The 16,832-nt window shown below is 67.6% G+C and carries 22 protein-coding genes; 12 read left to right on the forward strand and 10 right to left on the reverse strand.

What is annotated here, in order from left to right; translation table 11 throughout:
• The first annotated feature begins 89 nt into the window (after positions 1-89).
• On the forward strand, positions 90-539 hold the full coding sequence (locus ABJD39_RS06135) for a DUF302 domain-containing protein (protein WP_348613103.1): 450 nt from the start codon (positions 90-92) through the stop codon (positions 537-539).
• Here ABJD39_RS06135 and ABJD39_RS06140 read toward each other — a convergent pair.
• The 3 genes from ABJD39_RS06140 to ABJD39_RS06150 all read right to left on the reverse strand — a co-directional run bounded on the left by ABJD39_RS06140 (position 515) and on the right by ABJD39_RS06150 (position 3,548).
• Positions 515-841, reverse strand: coding sequence for a preprotein translocase subunit TatA (locus ABJD39_RS06140; RefSeq protein WP_348613105.1), 327 nt, complete (start codon positions 839-841; stop codon positions 515-517). The two genes, ABJD39_RS06135 and ABJD39_RS06140, sit on opposite strands and share 25 nt — an antisense overlap.
• Positions 842-931: 90 nt before the next feature.
• Positions 932-2,206, reverse strand: a complete 1,275-nt coding sequence (gene nreA / locus ABJD39_RS06145) for a DNA repair protein NreA (protein ID WP_348613107.1) — start codon at positions 2,204-2,206, stop codon at positions 932-934.
• Between the two features lie 334 nt (positions 2,207-2,540).
• Positions 2,541-3,548, reverse strand: a complete 1,008-nt coding sequence (locus tag ABJD39_RS06150) for a transcription initiation factor IIB (protein WP_348613109.1) — start codon at positions 3,546-3,548, stop codon at positions 2,541-2,543.
• Between the two features lie 85 nt (positions 3,549-3,633).
• Here ABJD39_RS06150 and rnhA point away from each other — a divergent pair, with 85 nt between their 5' ends.
• Both rnhA and ABJD39_RS06160 read left to right on the forward strand, forming a co-directional pair.
• On the forward strand, positions 3,634-4,224 hold the full coding sequence (gene rnhA, locus ABJD39_RS06155; RefSeq protein WP_348613111.1) for a ribonuclease HI: 591 nt from the start codon (positions 3,634-3,636) through the stop codon (positions 4,222-4,224).
• A gap of 112 nt (positions 4,225-4,336) precedes the next feature.
• On the forward strand, positions 4,337-4,906 hold the full coding sequence (locus tag ABJD39_RS06160) for a DUF7108 family protein (protein ID WP_348613717.1): 570 nt from the start codon (positions 4,337-4,339) through the stop codon (positions 4,904-4,906).
• 74 nt (positions 4,907-4,980) lie between these two features.
• Here the strand turns inward: ABJD39_RS06160 and ABJD39_RS06165 are convergent, their stop codons facing one another.
• Positions 4,981-5,346 (reverse strand): PadR family transcriptional regulator, encoded by a 366-nt coding sequence (locus tag ABJD39_RS06165; protein WP_348613113.1) that lies wholly within the window; start codon positions 5,344-5,346, stop codon positions 4,981-4,983.
• 332 nt (positions 5,347-5,678) lie between these two features.
• On the opposite strand from ABJD39_RS06165, the gene ABJD39_RS06170 reads away from it, so the two are divergent.
• The 6 genes from ABJD39_RS06170 (at position 5,679) to ABJD39_RS06195 (ending at position 9,674) form a co-directional block, all read left to right on the forward strand.
• A complete protein-coding gene (locus tag ABJD39_RS06170) occupies positions 5,679-6,212 on the forward strand; it encodes an inorganic diphosphatase (RefSeq protein ID WP_348613115.1) in 534 nt (177 codons plus the stop codon).
• A 127-nt stretch (positions 6,213-6,339) separates the two neighbouring features.
• Positions 6,340-6,495, forward strand: a complete 156-nt coding sequence (locus ABJD39_RS06175) for a hypothetical protein (RefSeq protein WP_348613117.1) — start codon at positions 6,340-6,342, stop codon at positions 6,493-6,495.
• A gap of 152 nt (positions 6,496-6,647) precedes the next feature.
• Positions 6,648-7,571, forward strand: coding sequence for a rhomboid family intramembrane serine protease (locus tag ABJD39_RS06180; protein WP_348613119.1), 924 nt, complete (start codon positions 6,648-6,650; stop codon positions 7,569-7,571).
• A gap of 4 nt (positions 7,572-7,575) precedes the next feature.
• The gene (locus tag ABJD39_RS06185) at positions 7,576-8,403 is read left to right on the forward strand and encodes an endonuclease V (RefSeq protein ID WP_348613121.1); all 828 of its coding nucleotides are present in this window, start codon (positions 7,576-7,578) and stop codon (positions 8,401-8,403) included.
• Between the two features lie 127 nt (positions 8,404-8,530).
• Positions 8,531-9,355 carry an SDR family oxidoreductase gene (locus ABJD39_RS06190; protein WP_348613123.1) on the forward strand — a complete coding sequence of 275 codons (825 nt, stop codon included), beginning with the start codon at positions 8,531-8,533 and terminating at the stop codon, positions 9,353-9,355.
• Between the two features lie 4 nt (positions 9,356-9,359).
• Positions 9,360-9,674, forward strand: coding sequence for a hypothetical protein (locus tag ABJD39_RS06195; RefSeq protein WP_348613125.1), 315 nt, complete (start codon positions 9,360-9,362; stop codon positions 9,672-9,674).
• A 9-nt stretch (positions 9,675-9,683) separates the two neighbouring features.
• Here ABJD39_RS06195 and ABJD39_RS06200 read toward each other — a convergent pair whose 3' ends face one another.
• Together ABJD39_RS06200 and ABJD39_RS06205 are read right to left on the reverse strand one after the other, a co-directional pair.
• Positions 9,684-10,865: an ArsA family ATPase gene (locus ABJD39_RS06200; protein ID WP_348613127.1), complete on the reverse strand. Its 1,182-nt coding sequence runs from the start codon at positions 10,863-10,865 to the stop codon at positions 9,684-9,686.
• Between the two features lie 217 nt (positions 10,866-11,082).
• Positions 11,083-12,183, reverse strand: a complete 1,101-nt coding sequence (locus ABJD39_RS06205) for a pyridoxal phosphate-dependent aminotransferase (protein ID WP_348613129.1) — start codon at positions 12,181-12,183, stop codon at positions 11,083-11,085.
• Positions 12,184-12,258: 75 nt separating this feature from the next.
• Between ABJD39_RS06205 and ABJD39_RS06210 the strand changes: the two genes are divergently transcribed.
• Positions 12,259-12,807: a CinA family protein gene (locus tag ABJD39_RS06210; RefSeq protein ID WP_348613130.1), complete on the forward strand. Its 549-nt coding sequence runs from the start codon at positions 12,259-12,261 to the stop codon at positions 12,805-12,807.
• An 81-nt stretch (positions 12,808-12,888) separates the two neighbouring features.
• Positions 12,889-13,395, forward strand: a complete 507-nt coding sequence (locus ABJD39_RS06215; protein WP_348613132.1) for a metal-dependent hydrolase — start codon at positions 12,889-12,891, stop codon at positions 13,393-13,395.
• A 45-nt stretch (positions 13,396-13,440) separates the two neighbouring features.
• Here the strand turns inward: ABJD39_RS06215 and ABJD39_RS06220 are convergent, their stop codons facing one another.
• A complete protein-coding gene (locus ABJD39_RS06220; RefSeq protein WP_348613134.1) occupies positions 13,441-14,202 on the reverse strand; it encodes a PHP-associated domain-containing protein in 762 nt (253 codons plus the stop codon).
• A 149-nt stretch (positions 14,203-14,351) separates the two neighbouring features.
• On the opposite strand from ABJD39_RS06220, the gene ABJD39_RS06225 reads away from it, so the two are divergent.
• On the forward strand, positions 14,352-14,648 hold the full coding sequence (locus ABJD39_RS06225; protein WP_348613136.1) for a DUF7565 family protein: 297 nt from the start codon (positions 14,352-14,354) through the stop codon (positions 14,646-14,648).
• A 138-nt stretch (positions 14,649-14,786) separates the two neighbouring features.
• Here the strand turns inward: ABJD39_RS06225 and ABJD39_RS06230 are convergent, their stop codons facing one another.
• The 3 genes from ABJD39_RS06230 to ftsZ all read right to left on the reverse strand — a co-directional run bounded on the left by ABJD39_RS06230 (position 14,787) and on the right by ftsZ (position 16,796).
• Positions 14,787-15,242, reverse strand: coding sequence for a transcription elongation factor Spt5 (locus tag ABJD39_RS06230; protein WP_348613138.1), 456 nt, complete (start codon positions 15,240-15,242; stop codon positions 14,787-14,789).
• 2 nt (positions 15,243-15,244) lie between these two features.
• Positions 15,245-15,418 (reverse strand): protein translocase SEC61 complex subunit gamma, encoded by a 174-nt coding sequence (locus tag ABJD39_RS06235; protein ID WP_222917193.1) that lies wholly within the window; start codon positions 15,416-15,418, stop codon positions 15,245-15,247.
• Between the two features lie 187 nt (positions 15,419-15,605).
• Positions 15,606-16,796 (reverse strand): cell division protein FtsZ, encoded by a 1,191-nt coding sequence (gene ftsZ / locus ABJD39_RS06240; protein ID WP_348613141.1) that lies wholly within the window; start codon positions 16,794-16,796, stop codon positions 15,606-15,608.
• Positions 16,797-16,832 lie beyond the last annotated feature (36 nt).

Below are 16,832 nucleotides of genomic sequence, written 5' to 3' on the forward strand. Positions count from 1 at the left end.
CGAGTACGGGCCCAGATCGACAGACTACGTGCGGGCGTGCCGCACGCACTGGCGCCAGTTTTTCCACTGTCCCCGTCGAACCGTGAACCATGAGTCTACCAATCGATCCGGCTGCGGTCAAGGCCGGCGACATCGGTGAAAAGCGCGCGACCCTCGAGATGGACCACGAGGAGGCTATCGAGCACGTCCGCGAGGTGTTCACCGAGAACGGCTTCGGGATCCCCGTCGAGTTCTCCATCTCGGACATGCTCAACGAGAAGGTCGACGCCGGTCGCGACCCGTACCACGTGCTCGGCGCGTGCAACCCTTCGGTGGCCGACCGCGCGCTCGAGGCGACCGATAACAGGCTCGGCGCGCTCATGCCGTGCAACGTCGTCGTGTGGCAGGAGGAGCCCGGCGTTCAGACCGTGTACCACGTCTCGATCATGCGGCTCGCGCGGCTGCTCGGGCTCGACGCCGACAGCGACGCGATGGAGGAGATCATCGGCGAGACCGGCGAGCTCGTCGAGGCCGCTTACGCCGACCTCGACTCGTCGTAGTCGTCTCCGCGGTCATCGGCGTCGACTGCGTGCTCGGCTGCGGTCCGCTCCTCGGATTCGGCGTCATGATCGTCACGAAGTTCCGCGAGCTCGGCACGGGTCTCGGCGAGCTCGCGTTCGAGTGCGGCGACACGCTCGTCGTCGCCTCGACCGGCGCCGTCGTCTTCGCCGCCCAAGAGCCTGAGCCCCCCGAGGCCGAGAACGAGTACCAGCACGGCGGTTCCCCCGAACAGCAACAGGAGGATCAGGAGGATGATCAACAGCTCGGGACCGCCCGGAACGCCGCCGAACAGCGGGACCATGTGTGACAGGTCGCTGTAGGGGATGGTAAGACTGTGGTTCGCTCTACCGACGCGGATACCGCTTCCGGGGTGTGAACGTGGCGACGACAGCTACGTCGTGAAGTCCGCAAGGCTCGATTGGAGCCCCGCGACCATCGTCGACTTCTTTCGGAGCCGCGCGAGCGACACCGGGAGCTGTTCGCTCACGCCGCGGACGGCGTCCTCGAACGTCTCGGCTTCCCCGTGTTCGCCCTGGAACGCGTTTCGGACGCTCTCGCGCACCTGCCAGACGCCGACGGGACCCCAGTAGTCGTCGGAGACGTGCCGGAGGACGATCACTTTCGCCTGTCGGCCGCGCTCGGAGAGGTGCTCCAGCACGCCGAACCGGGAGGCGTAGTACGCGCCGGCGGTCTCGTCGACGTACCGCGTGCGCCCCTCGCGGTTCTCGTGGGCAGACGAGAGGTACGTGTCGCCCTCGGGATCGGGATGCCAGATGCTCCCCGGCGACTTGATCTCGACCAGCTCGAACTCCCAGTCGCCCGGCGCGAGGATCACCCAGAAGGCGTTGCCGAGGTACTCGTTGCGCCACACCTGCACGGTGTCGACGCTCCGCCGGTCGCGGATCGTCCCCCGCAGGTACTTCCCGATCGTGTCGTCGACGGCGGTGATCGACCACCGCGTCGGTACGAGCCGTCGCCGGTCGCCCCGCCCCAGCGCGCCCGCCGAGAGGACAGTGTTGATGTCGTACACGTCGAACCCGCGTCGATAGAGGTAGTTCATCGCTCCCTCCGCGCGCCAGTCGTCGTCCTCCAGCGTCTTCTTCACCGGTCGCGGGACGTGGGGGTTCTCCGTCAGGTCAGCGTCGGCGGCGCGAGCTCGCGGGCCCGTCGGCGTCGCGATGTCGTCGGGCGAGACGTCGTAGTCGATGTCGGGGCCGTCGTCGAGGAACACCTCCACGTCGACCGGGCGGTCGGCGATGGCGACCTCGCGCTGGACGCCGAGGAAGCCGTCCCACGCGTCGTGGACGGAGCCGACGTCCCGAGCGTCGACGCCCTGCGTCGAGTTCAACAGCGAGGTGCGCCGCTCGAAGACGTCCGAGATGGAGACGCCCTCCTCGTACCACGCGCCGCTGGTCTCATAGGTCGCGGCGTCGTCCTCGTGGCCGACCGGCGAGAGCAGCCCCGTCGAGAGGTTCGGGTAGTTCGACGAGCCGACGAAGATCGACGGCGAGACGGAGCCGAACACGGAGTCGCCGCCGGTGGCCTCGTCGAAGCGGTGCTGGAACGACTCGAGGTGGTCCATCAGTTCGTAGGACTTCTCCTGGGCGAGCCGTCGGCGCTCGGCCCGCTCGTTCTCCTCGAAGTCGACGTAGTCGTCCAGCTTCACGGTCGGTTCGGCGTAGCCGCTCCGCGGACATGAACGTTCCCCGCGCGGACCCAGCGGTGGCGACCGCATCGCTCAAAAAGTGGCTGACAGGCGGTCTGTGACTCCCGGAAACGCCGGCGATCCGGCCTGGAGGATCGCGCGACGGGCGACCGCACGCGCTCACGGCTCGCGCCGTTCGCATCGAGGGCTCCGTTTCGTCGCCCTCGCACCCGCTGGCCGCCGCGCGGCGGTCGTCAGGTCACGCGTGGTGTGGCCTCGCCATCGGATTTGAACCTACGTCGCGTCGGTGGCGACGAGCACATGGGAGGCGACGGCCGCCGAGTGGACGGCCGCCTTATCCGTGGATCCCCATCGCTTCGATCTGTTCCTGGTAGCGGTTGCGGATGGTGACCTCGGTGACCTGCGCCACGTCGGCGACCTCGCGCTGGGTCTTCTTCTCGTTACACAGCAACGAGGCCGCGTAGATCGCGGCGGCCGCGAAGCCGGTGGGCGACTTCCCCGACAGCAGTCCCTGCTCGGCGGTCGTCTCGATGATCTCGTTGGCCTTCGATTTGACCTCCTCGCTGAGGTCGAGCTCCGAGCTGAACCGGGGAACGTACTGCTTGGGGTCGACCGGCTTCATCTCAAGCCCGAGTTCCTGCGAAACATAGCGGTACGTCCGGCCGATCTCCTTGCGCTCGACGCGCGAGACCTCGGATATCTCTTCCAACGAGCGAGGGATACCCTCCTTTCGACAGGCCGCGTACAGCGTCGCCGTGGCGACGCCCTCGATGGAGCGGCCGCGGATGAGGTCCTCCTTGAGCGCGCGGCGATAGATGACCGAGGCGACTTCCCGGACCGAACGGGGGACACCGAGGGCGGAGGCCATCCGGTCGATCTCCGAGAGCGCGAACTGGAGGTTGCGCTCCCCGGCGTCCTTCGTTCGGATCCGCTCCTGCCACTTCCGGAGGCGGTGCATCTGCGAGCGCTTCTCCGAGGAGAGGCTGCGACCGTAGGCGTCCTTGTCCTTCCAGTCGATAGTCGTAGTCAGCCCCTTGTCGTGCATTGTCTCAGTTACGGGCGCCCCGACCCGCGACTTCGACTGCCGCTCGGAGTGATTGAACGCCCGCCATTCCGGCCCGCGGTCGACGTGATCCTCCTCGACGATGAGCCCCGTCGGCTCGTGCATCAGTTCGCCGTCGGCCGTGCGAACCAGGTCCTCCTCGTCGAGGTCGTCGACGTCGATCTCGTCGCCGTCCTCGGTTCGCTCGTCCGCGTCGGTCGACTCGGACTCCCCGGTGCGTGCGTCGTCGGTCCACTGCCGGTGCTCGCGTTCGTCCCGCTGCCGAGTGGGCCCTGTCATCGTGTTTACAAGCTGTCGCAATGAAGACAGATAAGGCTTCGTGGCGATGGCAACCCTTTCTCCCCGTCGCCCGCCATGGATGGGTATGCCGGTCATCGACTGCGACCCCGAGGCGGCCCGCCGACGGTTGACGGACGCGGGCGTCGAGGTGCTCGCGGGGAACACCGACCACGAACGCTGGCGCGCCGAACGCGACGGCGCCGTCGCGGTGGCGTACGACGACAAGGTCGTCGTGCAGGGCGGCGACCCCCAGCGGCTCGCCGCGCTCGTCCGCGAGGGAGGCGGGCGGGGGCACGTCTACTTCGACGGCGCCTCCAGGGGAAACCCCGGCCCCGCGGCCATCGGCTGGGCGATCGTCACGGGCGACGGCATTGTGGCCGAGGGAAGCGAGCGGATCGACGATACCACCAACAACAAAGCGGAGTACGAGGCGCTGGTCCGGGCGTTGGAGGCGGCCGTCGACTACGGACTCGACGACGCCGACGTGCGCGGCGACTCACAGTTGATCGTCAAGCAGGTCCGGGGAGAGTGGAACGTGAACGACCCCGGCCTCCGCGAGCGGCGCGTTCGGGCGTTGGAATTGCTGGAGCGGTTCGATCGCTGGAGCATCGAGCACGTCCCGAGAGAGATAAACGAGCGCGCCGACGAGTTAGCGAACGAGGCGTTCGAGGGCTGAAATGAACCACGCAGAGGACACTACCGACGCGACGCGAGCGGCATCGACCGACGAGAACACGGACGGCGCCGAACCCGACGACGCCGAAGCCGACGGTGTCGAACCGGACGAGATGGAGGCGGGCGAGGACGGATGGGACGAGGAGCTCCCGGAGCCGACCGTCGACGCCGCCGAGCGGCTCACCCGGCTGGCCCGGGAAGTCGTCGACGAGGCGGAAGCGGACGCCTACCGTGAGGACCGCGCCGAACGGCTCGCCGAGCACGGCTTCACCGCCCGCGTTCGTGAGGACGACGACACACTCGTGTGTTACCCTGACGAGTGGATCGAGGACGGGACCGTACAGATCGACCGCATCGAGGATACCGACCGCGCCGTCGAGGTGTCGCTATCGGGACCGGGCGATCCGGATGACTGGAGCGAGATCGAAGCGCACAACGCCGCACTCGTCGAGCGGGTCGCCGAGGATCACACCGAGGTTCACGCCGCGAACGCGCGGGCGTTCGCCGACTTCATGGGCAATCACTACGCGCGGCCGATGGACTCGGCCGACGCCGACGAAGTACAGGAGTTCCTCGACGAGTACTTCCCGCGCAACGCGTGGCCGTCGGAAGAACAGCGCGACGCCGTTCGAGCGTCGCTGCGGTACGTCTTCGATGCCGCGGACGAACGGACTCCCTTGTAAGCTCGTCCGGGCGATGACGTCCCGCGAGGGTCGGTTCGGCGAACCGTTTTCGTGATCTGTGCGTCTCTCTCCGTCTACGCGTCGAGCGCGTCGTCGACGAGCGTACGGAGATCGCCCGCGCGCGACTCGTCGGTGACGTACTTGCCAACGGCCCAGTTCAGCCGGTCGAGTACAGCCTTGCGGCCCCTCTCGGTCAGCTCGTACTGGTTCGTCCGCTTGTCGAGCTCGCTCTTTTCGACCAGATCGAGCTCGACGAGGTCGTCGAGGTTGGGGTAGAGTCGCCCGTGGTTGACCTCGGCGTCGTAGTAGCTCTCGAGCTCACGCTTGATCGCGAGCCCGTACATCGCCTCCTCAGAGAGGATGACGAGGATGTTCTGCTGGAACGCGGTGAGATCGCGCGCGATGTCGACCACTTCGGTTTTCGATTGTGCCTCTGACATGGTCAGCCGATGAGAGGTCACGGGAGTATTTAATTGTTGCCAACTAAACGAAAGATTCGGCACGTACAAGGGCTGAGAAGCAACTATTCGGGCGATCCGTGATCGGCCATCCCCCAGACTACCAACCGTTCGTTATTTCAGAAGACGGGTAACAAACATAAGCATCTTGCCGTCTATATTCGGGTATTCGGATTCACGTCCTCTCGAGGGACTATCTCGGCCACCCTGACTGCAGCCCGTCAGACCCGCATCGCCGCCGAGAGGGACCGCCAGCAGACGGTGCCATCGCGTGCCGAAAGGCCTTTGCTCGCGTTGGCGGAACCGTCGGGCGCATGACGAACCTCTGGGAAGATCTCGAGACGGGACCGAACGCTCCCGAAGAGATCTACGCCGTCGTGGAATGTCTGAAGGGCGAGCGCAACAAGTACGAGTACGACAAGGACATCCCGGGCGTGATGCTCGACCGCGTTCTCCACTCGAACGTCCACTACCCATCGGACTACGGCTTCATCCCGCAGTCGTACTACGACGACGAGGACCCCTTCGACGTACTGGTCCTCGTCGAGGATCGGACGTTCCCCGGCTGCGTCATCGAGGCCCGCCCGGTCGCGCTCATGAAGATGGACGACGACGGCGAGCAGGACGACAAGGTCATCGCCGTCCCGTCCGAGGACCCGCGGTACGACCACATCGAGGACTTGGAGGACATCCCGCAGCAGCAACTCGACGAGATAAACGAGTTCTTCGAGACGTACAAAAATCTCGAGGAGGGTAAGGAAGTCGAGACGCTGGGCTGGGAGGACAAACAGGCCGCGATGGACGCGATCGAGCACGCGCAGGACCTCTACGACGAGAAGTTCGCGTAACGCGTCGAACCGCCCGTTTTCGCGCTCTCGATGCTCCCGGATTAGCCGTGAGCATCGCCCCGTTCGCACGCATACATTATGCGCATGGGTAATCTTTAGTGGCACAACCGGCAATGTGTACCTGAACATGGCCGCGAAACAGCCCGCCGTCGGCATCGACCACGTCACCGTCGTCCCGACGAACGCCGACACCGACGACGAGCGGCCGACCGCCGACAGCGACGAGGAGGGAACCGCCGAGCGCGACGACGACGGCGACGACTCTGCCCACGACGACACGTGATCGAGCACGCCTGAGAGGGCAACGACGGGTCCGAGAACACCTGAGTGGGCGGGATGGGCGTCGGAGTTCTAACCGCGATCGCCGGCTTCCGGACATGCGCTCGCGTTCCCGAGAGGGGCAGACATATACCCCGCCCGCGGCTAGGGCGGGTAATGGCGAAGTGCGCGGAGTGCGGCGAGTACGAGAACCTCCCGTACCAGTGCAGACGCTGCGGGCAGACCTTCTGTTCGGAACATCGCCTCCCGGAGAACCACCAGTGTCCGGGGCTGAGCGAGTGGAACGATCCCGGCGGCGTCTTCGACTCGGGCTTCGACGACGGCGTCGAGGGCGGCGACTCCGGCGGCGTCGGCGCACGGGTGAAGTCGAGAATCGATCGCGAGACGGGTACCGGCGGTATCATGGGCGCGTTCCGCGGGAACATGACGTACGTGTTCCTCGCGCTGATGTGGGTCACGTTCGCCGCCCAGTGGGCGGTGATCCTCACCGGGGGGCCGTGGCGCGATATCTTCGTGCTCAGCGAGACCGCCCTCCTGCAGGGGTACGTCTGGACGGTCGTGACGTCGATCTTCTCGCACTCCCCGACCGTCTTCTTCCACATCGCTGGCAACTCGATCGCGTTGTACTTCTTCGGTCCGCTGGTCGAGCGCTACCTCGGGTCGAAACGCTTCACCGTGATGTTCCTCGTGACCGGCGCGGTCGCCGGACTCTCACAGATCGGCGTGGGCGCGCTGTTGGGGGCGTCGCCCTCCGGCGGGGTCCTCGGCGCCTCGGGCGCGATCATGGCCGTCATGGGCTTTCTCTCGGTCGTGAATCCGAACCTGAAGGTGATGCTGCTCATCCCGCCGATCCCCCTGAAGATCCGGACGATCACACTGTTGTACGCCGGCTTCTCGCTGTTCGGCGTCGTCTCCAGCGGGAGCATCCTCGGCGGCGCCGGCGGCATCGCCCACGCCGCCCACCTCTCGGGACTCGTGCTCGGCGTCCTCTACGCGACCGTCGCCGACGGTCGACGGGGCGTTCCCGACCAGATCGGCAGTGGCGGCGGCGGACTCGGCGGCGGCCGCGGGCCGTTCTGACCCGATGCCCGAGCCCGTCCGCCCGGAGTTCCTCCCGGATCCCGAACTCGACCGCGAGGCGATGGAGACGCTCCAGCGTGACATCGCCGACGCCGCCCGATTCGTCGACGAGTTCCCGTTCGACCCCGCGAGCGTGAAGGTCGATGACGCCGCGAGCGCAGACTCTCCGCGGACGCCGACGCTGACGGAAGCGGCGAGCCCCGAGGAACGTCCGGGCGAACCGCCGCTCGTCGCCGGCGTCGATCAGGCGTTCCTCGACGACCGCGCGGTGTCGGCGGTCGTCGTAACTCGCGGCGGCGAGGTCGTCGAGCGCACGTACGCGGTGACGGACCTGTCTATCCCGTACATTCCCGGCCTGCTCGCGTTCCGAGAGGGCGGTCCGATCGTGGACGCGCTGGCGACGCTGGAGTCCGATCCGGACCTGTACGTGCTGGACGGAAGCGGTCGGATCCACTTCCGGCAGGCCGGCATCGCCACCCACGTCGGCGTGCTGTTCGACGTGCCCGCGATCGGCGTCGCCAAGAGCCTCCTGTGCGGAACGCCGGATGCGGACGTCGACGGTCGTCCCGCTGGGTGGCGAACGCCGATCCTCGCCGACGAACGCGTCGACGCGCCCGCGGGGACGACGCTCGGGTACGCGTACCAGTCGCGTCAGTACGACTCCTCGCCGGTGATCAATCCGCTGTACGTGAGCCCCGGTCATCGTGTGAGCGCCGGGACCGCGGTCGACCTCGTGGCGGCACTGTGTGACGGATACAAGCTGCCCGAGCCGACCAGGCTGGCGGACGCGTACGCCGACGAGGCGAAATCGGAGGTCGACGACGACTGCTGACCGCTCATCGACGACCCCGGACCGCTCGCCGACGACCGCGACCGGCGGCGATGGAAGCGATCGACGACGACGAGGCCACGACGACAAGAGGACGGGAGTTAACTTCGGGGCCCCCGACGACGTTGACATGACCAGAACCGTGCTCATCACGGGGTGTTCGTCCGGCATCGGCCGAGCGAGCGCCGAGGCGTTCCTCGAGGAGGAGTGGACGGTGTACGCGACCGCGCGCAACCCGGCCGACATCCAGACGCTCGGCGACCACGACGACTGCGAGATCGCGACCCTCGATGTGACCGACGAGGAGGACATCGAGCGCGTCGTGGACCGGATACTCGACGAGGAGGGTCGCATCGACGCGCTCGTCAACAACGCCGGCTACGGCCAGATGGGCCCCATCGAGGACGTGCCGACCGAGGCCGTCCGCGACCAGTTCGAGGTGAACGTGTACGGCCCCCATCGCCTGATCCGCGAGGTGTTGCCGGCGATGCGCCGCCGAGAGGACGGCGCCATCGTGAACGTCTCCTCGGTGGCAGGTCGGATCGCGTTCCCCGGCGGCGGCGTCTACTGCGGCTCGAAGCACGCCCTGGAGGCCATGAGCGACGCCCTCCGCAACGAGGTTCGCGAGTACGGCATCACCGTCTCGCTGATCGAGCCCGGCCCCGTCGAGACCGGGTTCGATGACCGCGTGGAATCCGAGATCGACGGTCTCGACCGCTCGGGCGCCTACGAATCCTTCTACGATCTGGTCGAGGACTACGACGCCATCGGCGGCGGCGGGTTCGCGGCCGTCGAGCCCGAGCGTGTCGCCGAGGACGTCGTCGACGCCGCGAGCTCGACGAAGCCGCCCGCGCGCTACCCGGTCGGCCCGCTCGCGACCGTCGCGGAGATCGGTCGATTCGTCCCGACGCGGATCGCGGACTCGCTGTGGTCGTTCGCGTCGAAGCTGTCGTGAGCCCGTGAGCGACGGCGACGATCCGACCGTCGACAACCGGCTCGACGCGCTCCACGAACACCTCGCCGCGACCGCCGAGCGACCGGTCGCGCGGGCCGCGAGCGCCCACCTCGGGGAGGCCGAGGCCGTCGCACGCGACCTCGCGGAACGACCCGCGGACCCGGACACCGTCCACGAGCGCGTGGGCCACGTCAGCCGGCTCCTTCGTGAGGCCGGCGATACCGAGGACGAGGCGGCCGAGGAACACGTCGCCGCGGCGTTGGAGATCGCCGAGGGGCTGATCGCGGAACCGACCGACCGCGACGACGAATCGACGTAGTCGGCCCGCTCAGGCCAGACAGGCGGCGACGACACGCAGGGCGTCCTCGCCGCGCACCTCATCTGCAAGCAGGGGGACGCGCTTCACGTCGCGACCGCGGTAGAGGTCGGTCGCCTTCGAGAGGCTGTTCTGCTGGACTTCCCAGCGTCGCTGGCAGAACTCACAGTCCTCCAGATTCGGCGTCACGATCCACGAGGGGTCGACGCCGTCGCCGAACGCCGCGACCTCGCGCGGGTCCTCCATCACGCGATTCACCACGAGCGTGTTCACCGGGATGGAGAACTCGTCGAGCCGAGAGACGAGCCGCTCGGATTCGACGACGCTCATCTCCTCGGGAACCATCACGACGCGGAAGTCCGTCTTCGAGGGGTCCTGTAACGTCTCTCGCAGCCGGGTGATGCGCGCCTTCAGCTCGTCGAGGTCCGGCTCCTCGCCCGCGCCGTCGCCCATCCCAAACATGCCCTTCATCCCCTCCATCATCCCGGAGAACTGCTGCTTGAGCTTCATGATCCGCCCGATCATCGAATCGAGCGTCTCGGGCAGTTGCAGCAGGCGGAGCGTGTGCCCCGTCGGGGCGGTGTCGACGACGACGCGGTCGAACCGGGGGTCGTCGAGGTGTTCGAGCAGCTGGCGCATCGCCGCGGCCTCGTCTGCGCCGGGCATCGTCCCGCCGAGCATTCCGCCCATCGGCGAGTCGGCCATCGCCTCGCCCATGCCGCCGAGACCGCCGAGGGGGCTCTCGTCGGGAGCCGCGTCGCCGGTTCCAGCCCCAGTGTCGTCGCCTTCGCCGCCGGTCGCCATCCCGGCGCCGAACAGCCCCTCCTCCATCGCGGCGTCGGGGTCGATCTCGGCGGCGTACAGCGGGACGTCCTCGCGGATGCGGGAAGGCTGCGCCGGAATATCGGTGTCGAGCGTGTCCGATAGCGAGTGCGCCGGGTCGGTCGACACCACGAGCGTCGAGACGCCGTCATGCGCGCTCGCGAGCGCGGTCGCGGCCGCGCACGTGGTCTTCCCGACGCCGCCCTTCCCGCCGTAGAGGACGTACTTCGGATCGTCCGGGCCGGCGAGTCCCGCCGAATCGCTCATGTCGATCTCGGCGCCCATCCGTGAGGCGTCCGGCTCGGGCGCCTGGCCGTCTCCCCCGTCGTCGTCGTCGATCTCGTCGACCGGCTCCACGTCGATATCGCTCATTGCCGGGATGGAGGAGACGAGAACTTGTCTATCCGTTGGTCGCGGGGCGACCGAAACGTGGCCGTCGGAACAGCCGACGGTTGAAGTACGATGACGGCACCACCCCATCTCGGACGTTCAGGGCTGCCCCCGCGACCCACAGTCCGCGTAGCCCCTCGCGTGCCGTCGGAGCGCCCGGGGCCGAGCAACGAGAGCGAGCGACCGGTTCCGCCGTCCGTTACGCGAAATAGTCGGCCAGCCGCGCGGCCGCCTCCTCGGCACGCGGAGTCACGAGCGCGAACCGGAGCCACTCGTCGCGCGCCGAGCCGAAGGTCTCGCCCGGCATCCCCGCCACGCCGGCCTCGTCGATCAGCCGCTTGGCGTTCGCCATCGTGCCCGGGAAGTCATCGAAGCGGGCGAGCACGTAGAACGCGCCCTCGGGCGTCGTGTACTCGGCGCCCGCGGCGTCGAGCGCGTCGGTGAACGTCGTCACGCGCTCGCGCAGCATCGCGCGCACGTCGGCGTAGTAGTCGGCGTCCGTTTCGCGGAGCGCGCGCAGTACCGCCGCCTGGGGCGGGCGCGAGGTGGCGACGTTGACGAGCATGTGCCGGGTCTTGGCCCCGTCGACGAGATGCTCGGGGAGCACCGCGTAGCCGACGCGAAACCCGGTGATCGCCATCGACTTCGAGTAGCCGGTCGTCACGATCACCCGGTCGCTGTCGAGCGTCAGCGCCGACTCGAACTCGCCGGTGAAGTCGAAGTGGTCGTACACCTCGTCGACGACGAGCGTCGCGTCGACCTCCTCGGCGATCGCCGCGAGCTCCGCCATCGTCTCTCGCGAGTACACCGCGCCGGTCGGGTTGTTCGGCATGTTCACCAAGATCAGCGCCGTCTCCTCGCCGGCTGCTTCGCGGAAACGCTCCGGGTCGATGGAGCCGTCGCGCTCGGTCGGCACGAGCGTCGCGTCGGCGTCGAGCATCTCCGCTTTCCCCGGGTAGTACGGGTACACCGGATCAGCCAGAAGCACTTCCGAACCGACGTCGCGATCCAGCGCGGCGGCCATCGCGAGGTAGTTCGCCTCGCCGGTGCCGTTGGTGACGACGATCCGGTCGGTGTCGACGTTCCGGCGGGCGGCGATCTCCTCGCGCAGGTCGCGCAGCCCCTCGCTGGGTGGGTACTGGAACTCGTCCGGGCTCGCGTCGGCGTACTCGCGCAGCCCGTCGCGCAGCGCGGCGGGCGGCTCCCAGTCGGGGTTACCCGACACCATGTCGACCACGTCGCGGTCGGCGGACGCGGCGTACTGCATCACGTGGAAGAATTTCGGGCGCTGATAGTGCACGGCTTGTCGGCGGTACTGTGAGCCGTCGCTCCTTGACTCCCGCGGTCTTAAGCCGCAGCCGGGACATCGACGGGTATGTCCGAGTCCGATACGCGTGAATCCGAATCCGATCCGCCCATCGAGGAGCGCGTCGGCGACGCGCTCCGGACCGCAGACCGGACCGTCGCGACCGCCGAGTCGTGTACCGGCGGCCTGATCGGGTCGGTGCTGACGGACGTTCCCGGGTCCAGCGACTACTTCGACCGCTCGGTCGTCACCTACAGCTACGACGCGAAGTTGGAGGAGCTGGCGGTCCCGCGCGAATATCTCGACGAAGAGGGTGCCGTCTCCGAGCCGGTCGCTCGCGCGATGGCTCAGGGGGTCCGCGACACCGCCGGCACCGACTGGGGCGTCTCCACGACCGGGATCGCCGGTCCCGACGGCGGCAGCGACGAGAAGCCGGTTGGAACGGTGTACATCGGCATCGCGTACGCCGGCGCGTGGGGAACCGGCGAGAGCGACGCCGCCGTTGACCGCTACGAGTTCGACGGAACACGAACGGAGATCAAAGCACAGATCGCGCGGCAGGCGCTCGCGGACCTCCTCGCGGCTATCGACGGACGCGAACGGAGCGGCTACAGGTAAGACTGTCCTACCGCACGACACCGACGTGATCGATTCGGGAGAGCCGAAACTGTTTGGTCGCTCGCGGCGCCACGGGGAAACGTGAACAAGAAGGGCCACGTGCTGAACGCGATCCTCCTCTCGATCGGACTGGGGTACGTTCTCCAGCCGTCGGGCGACGTGGAGACGTTTCGCACCATCGCCGAGCTGTTCGTCCCTATCGTGCTCGGCGCGCTGTTTCCGGACGTCGACACGGCCTTCGGCAAACACCGAAAGACGCTGCATAATCTCCTCGTCCTCGGGGTGCTCCTCGCGTACCCGATCTACTTCGGGAACCTCCAGTTCGTCTGGATCGGCGTCGCCACCCACTACCTCCTCGACGTGGTCGGGAGCAAGCGCGGTATCGCGCTGTTTTACCCGCTCTCGTCGACGGAGTACGGCCTTCCGGTCGGCGTAACGACCTCCAGCAAGTGGGCAGACACGTTCACGGTCGTCATCACGCTCGGTGAACTCGCGGCGCTGACAGCTGTCCAGTTCTACCTCGTTGACCTCAACACAGGGACGCCGAGAGCGGTGGTCGCGACCGCCATCGCCAGTCTTCCGGTGTGATCGCCCTCGAGATCGTCGATCGGTAGCACCGATCCCGACCGCCGGTCAGTACACGGCCACGTCGTCGAAGCGTCCGTCGTAGGCGATATGCCGGGGGTGTGTCGCCTCCATCCCCGAGAGCAGGAGACGGTCGAACTTCCCCCACGAGTTCTCGTAGCCGAGGTGGGCGAACTCCACCAGCCGTCGCAGCCGCGTCGCCGGGTCGCGTCGCCTGACGACCGTGCGGGGCCTCCGTTCTTTCAGCGCCGTCACGAGTGCTTCCTCCCCGCGAACGTCGCCCTCGAACTCCGTCCACGCCGTGCCGACAGTGCCGTGGAGGTGTGCATACGAGGAACCGAACGTCGGCAGGTCGAACGCCTCGGCGATCCGACGGCCGCGGTCGTTCTGTCGGCCGAACAGCTTCGCGTTGTACGCCTCGACGGCGTCGATCCGGTCGCGATAGGCGCCCGCCTCCGCCCGAGTGAGGCTCACGTTCATGAACTCCGGGTGCGGAACGAGCACGGCCGCGCTCTGGCGTTCGAACTCCGCCAACGCCGCCTCGAACGTGATGAAGTCGGGGACCGGCTCATCCAGTCCGACAGCGAGGAGATGGCGTCGGTTCCCCCAGTCGCCGGTGAACACCTCCCGCGCCGGCACCACCGTCACGTCCTCGGTCGAGAAGCGCTCGGCGCGCCCGCGGATCTCCGGGAGCCGCGTGAAGTGTGGGGCGTACACGAGCGCGTCGACGCCCGACTGTCGCGCCCGCTCTACGACGCGCTCGTCGAGCACTTTCACGTGAGGGTCGACCCGCGTCGGTCCTGCGGTCACACGCGGAGGTACGTCGGGTCGACGTTAGTGATTCCGCTTTGGGATCGAGTGCGAGCGCGGGGACCGACGGCCGTGGACGGTGATGGAGACGGAGAAGAAGACGCGGTCTCACGGGAACGTTTAAGCGAGCCTGTCGTCTGCATCCGGGTATGTCCCGGTGGGCCTGTGGCCTCAAAGGGTGCGACGCGGCGTTCGACGCGGTCGAGGACGCCGTCGTCCACCAGACGACCGCACACGAGCGACACGAGTGTCAGGTGTGCGGCGCCGTCGTCCCCGACGGCTATTTCGCCATCCGTCACGCCTTCGACGAACACACCCGCGCCGAGTTCGTTCGCGCGTACGACGCCGACTCCGATGACGTCCGCGAGCGCGAGCGGATCAAAGCCGACATCGAGGAGATCGCCGATCTTGACCGGATCGTCGAGCGCGTCGACGGCGACGTGTGAATCGGCCGGGGTCTGTCGGACACAGATCACACTGGCGTCCGGAGAACAGCTCTGACAGAGAACTCGAGAGCGTCCGTTCGACTACCGTTCGTCGGGGGCTGCTCGCGGGCCGAAGGCCCGCTCGCATGGTACGACGAACTACCGTTCGTCGGAGTCGAGCACGCGGATCTGGTCGCCGCGAACCGTCACCGGGATCGGGACGGTCGCCTCGTACAGCTCGACAGTCACCTGGTCTTTGCCCTCGTCGATCCGCTGCACCTGTGCCTTCTCACCTTTGAACGGGCCGGCGATCAGCTCGACGATGTCGCCCTCGGCGATACCCTCCACGTCGGGCGTCGGCGAGAGGAAATGCTCGACCTCCGACATCGACGACCGGCCGGCCTCGCCGCCGGGGCCCTCGACGAGCCCGCGGGCGTGCGGGACCTCCTCCAGCACACGCCGGATGACGGCGTCGTCGTCGGCCTCGACCATCACGTAGCTGGTGAGCTGGTCGGGCGCGAGCACGGCGTGGATCTCAGCCATCTCCTTGCTGGCGATCATGTCGGCGACCGTGCGCTCCTGGCTGGCCGTCGTCTTCACTGAGTAGATCGGCACCGTCAGATCCCTCCGGTGAGGACGGACATGACCGCGAAGATGATGAATCCGAGGAACCCGACGAGGAAGATGCCTGCACCGGCGATCTTGGAGATCTGGGAGAACTCCTCCCAAGAGGGCGTGCTCGCCAGTTTGAGCACCCTGACGTAGCTTGTCAGGTCGTACTTGACATCCATGGTTACCGGGCGTACTTCGCCGCACCTTCTATATCTGTTGCTCTGACCCCGAAGCGCCCGTCACGGCGACGCACGCGCCGGGGAGGAGAACTGCGTGCGCTGCGTGGCGTGCGGGAAACCGAACCGAGGAGGGCGCCGCGAACGGGGTACCGCCGCGGGACTCCGTCGTCGGCGACGAGCGGCCGCGTTAGTCGACGTAGTCGATGTCCTCGAGGTTGTCGCCGGCGGCGACCTGCGCGGCCTCGTTGCGGCCGTAAATCTGCGGGGAGTCGACGCCGGTGACGACGATCATCGTGCGCATCTGGCCCTCGAGTTCCTCGTCGATCGAGGTTCCCCAGATGATCCGCGCGTCGGGGTCGATCCGGTCGTAGATCTCCTCGACGACGCCCTCGGCCTCCTCGATGGACATGTCGGAGCCGCCGGTGACGTTGACGAGCGCGGAGTTGGCGCCGGAGATGTCCACGTCGAGCAGCGGCGAGCGCAGCGCCGACTGAACGGACTCCTGTGCCTTCGTGTCGGAGTCGGACTCCCCGAGCCCGATCATCGCGACGCCGCCCTTCTCCATCACGGTGCGAACGTCGGCGAAGTCGAGGTTGACGAGACCGGGTTTGGTGATCAGTTCGGTGATCCCCTTCACGCTCCGCATCAGCACCTCGTCGGAGATCTTGAACGCCTGGCGCACCGGGAGCTTCCCGACGGCGTCGAGCAGGCGGTCGTTGGGGACGACGATCACGGTGTCTGCAACGTCGCGGAGACGTTCGAGGCCCGCCTCGGCGTTCGTCCGTCGAACCTCGCCCTCGGCCGTGAACGGAGTCGTGACGATGGCGATGGTGAGCGCGCCGATCTCGCGGGCCGCCTTCGCGACGACGGGCGCCGAGCCGGTGCCGGTGCCGCCGCCCAGTCCGGCGGTGACGAACACCATGTCCGAGCCCTCCAGCGACTCGCGGATCTCCGACTGCGACTCGATGGCCGCCTCCTCGCCGACCTGCGGGAGCGACCCGGCGCCGCGGCCCTGGGTCTTCTCCTGGCCCATGAGGATCTTCGTGTCGGCCTCGATGTTGACGAGGTGCTGCACGTCGGTGTTGGCCGCCACGAGCGTCGCGCCGTGGATGCCCTCCTCGTGCATTCGGTTCACCGTGTTGCCGCCGGCCCCGCCGCACCCGACGACGGTGATGTTCGTCTGGAGGTCCTTCAGGACGTCCTGAAGCTCCTCGTCGGTCATCTTGCCTGTGCGCGAAGCGCCGTCCCCCGATCCGGACGACTCCGCCGCGGTGTCGCCACCCGCTTCGCCGGACGCCGGGTCAGCGGAGGTGCCGTTTTCCCCCGCTTCCCCGGCCTCCTCGGCCTCGTTGATCGCGTCCTCAACGATGGAGTCCATAGGTATGGGCAGCCGTTGCCGACGGAGAGTTATTAT

The organism is Halobaculum rarum (assembly GCF_040025155.1).
Classification (GTDB): domain Archaea; phylum Halobacteriota; class Halobacteria; order Halobacteriales; family Haloferacaceae; genus Halobaculum; species Halobaculum rarum.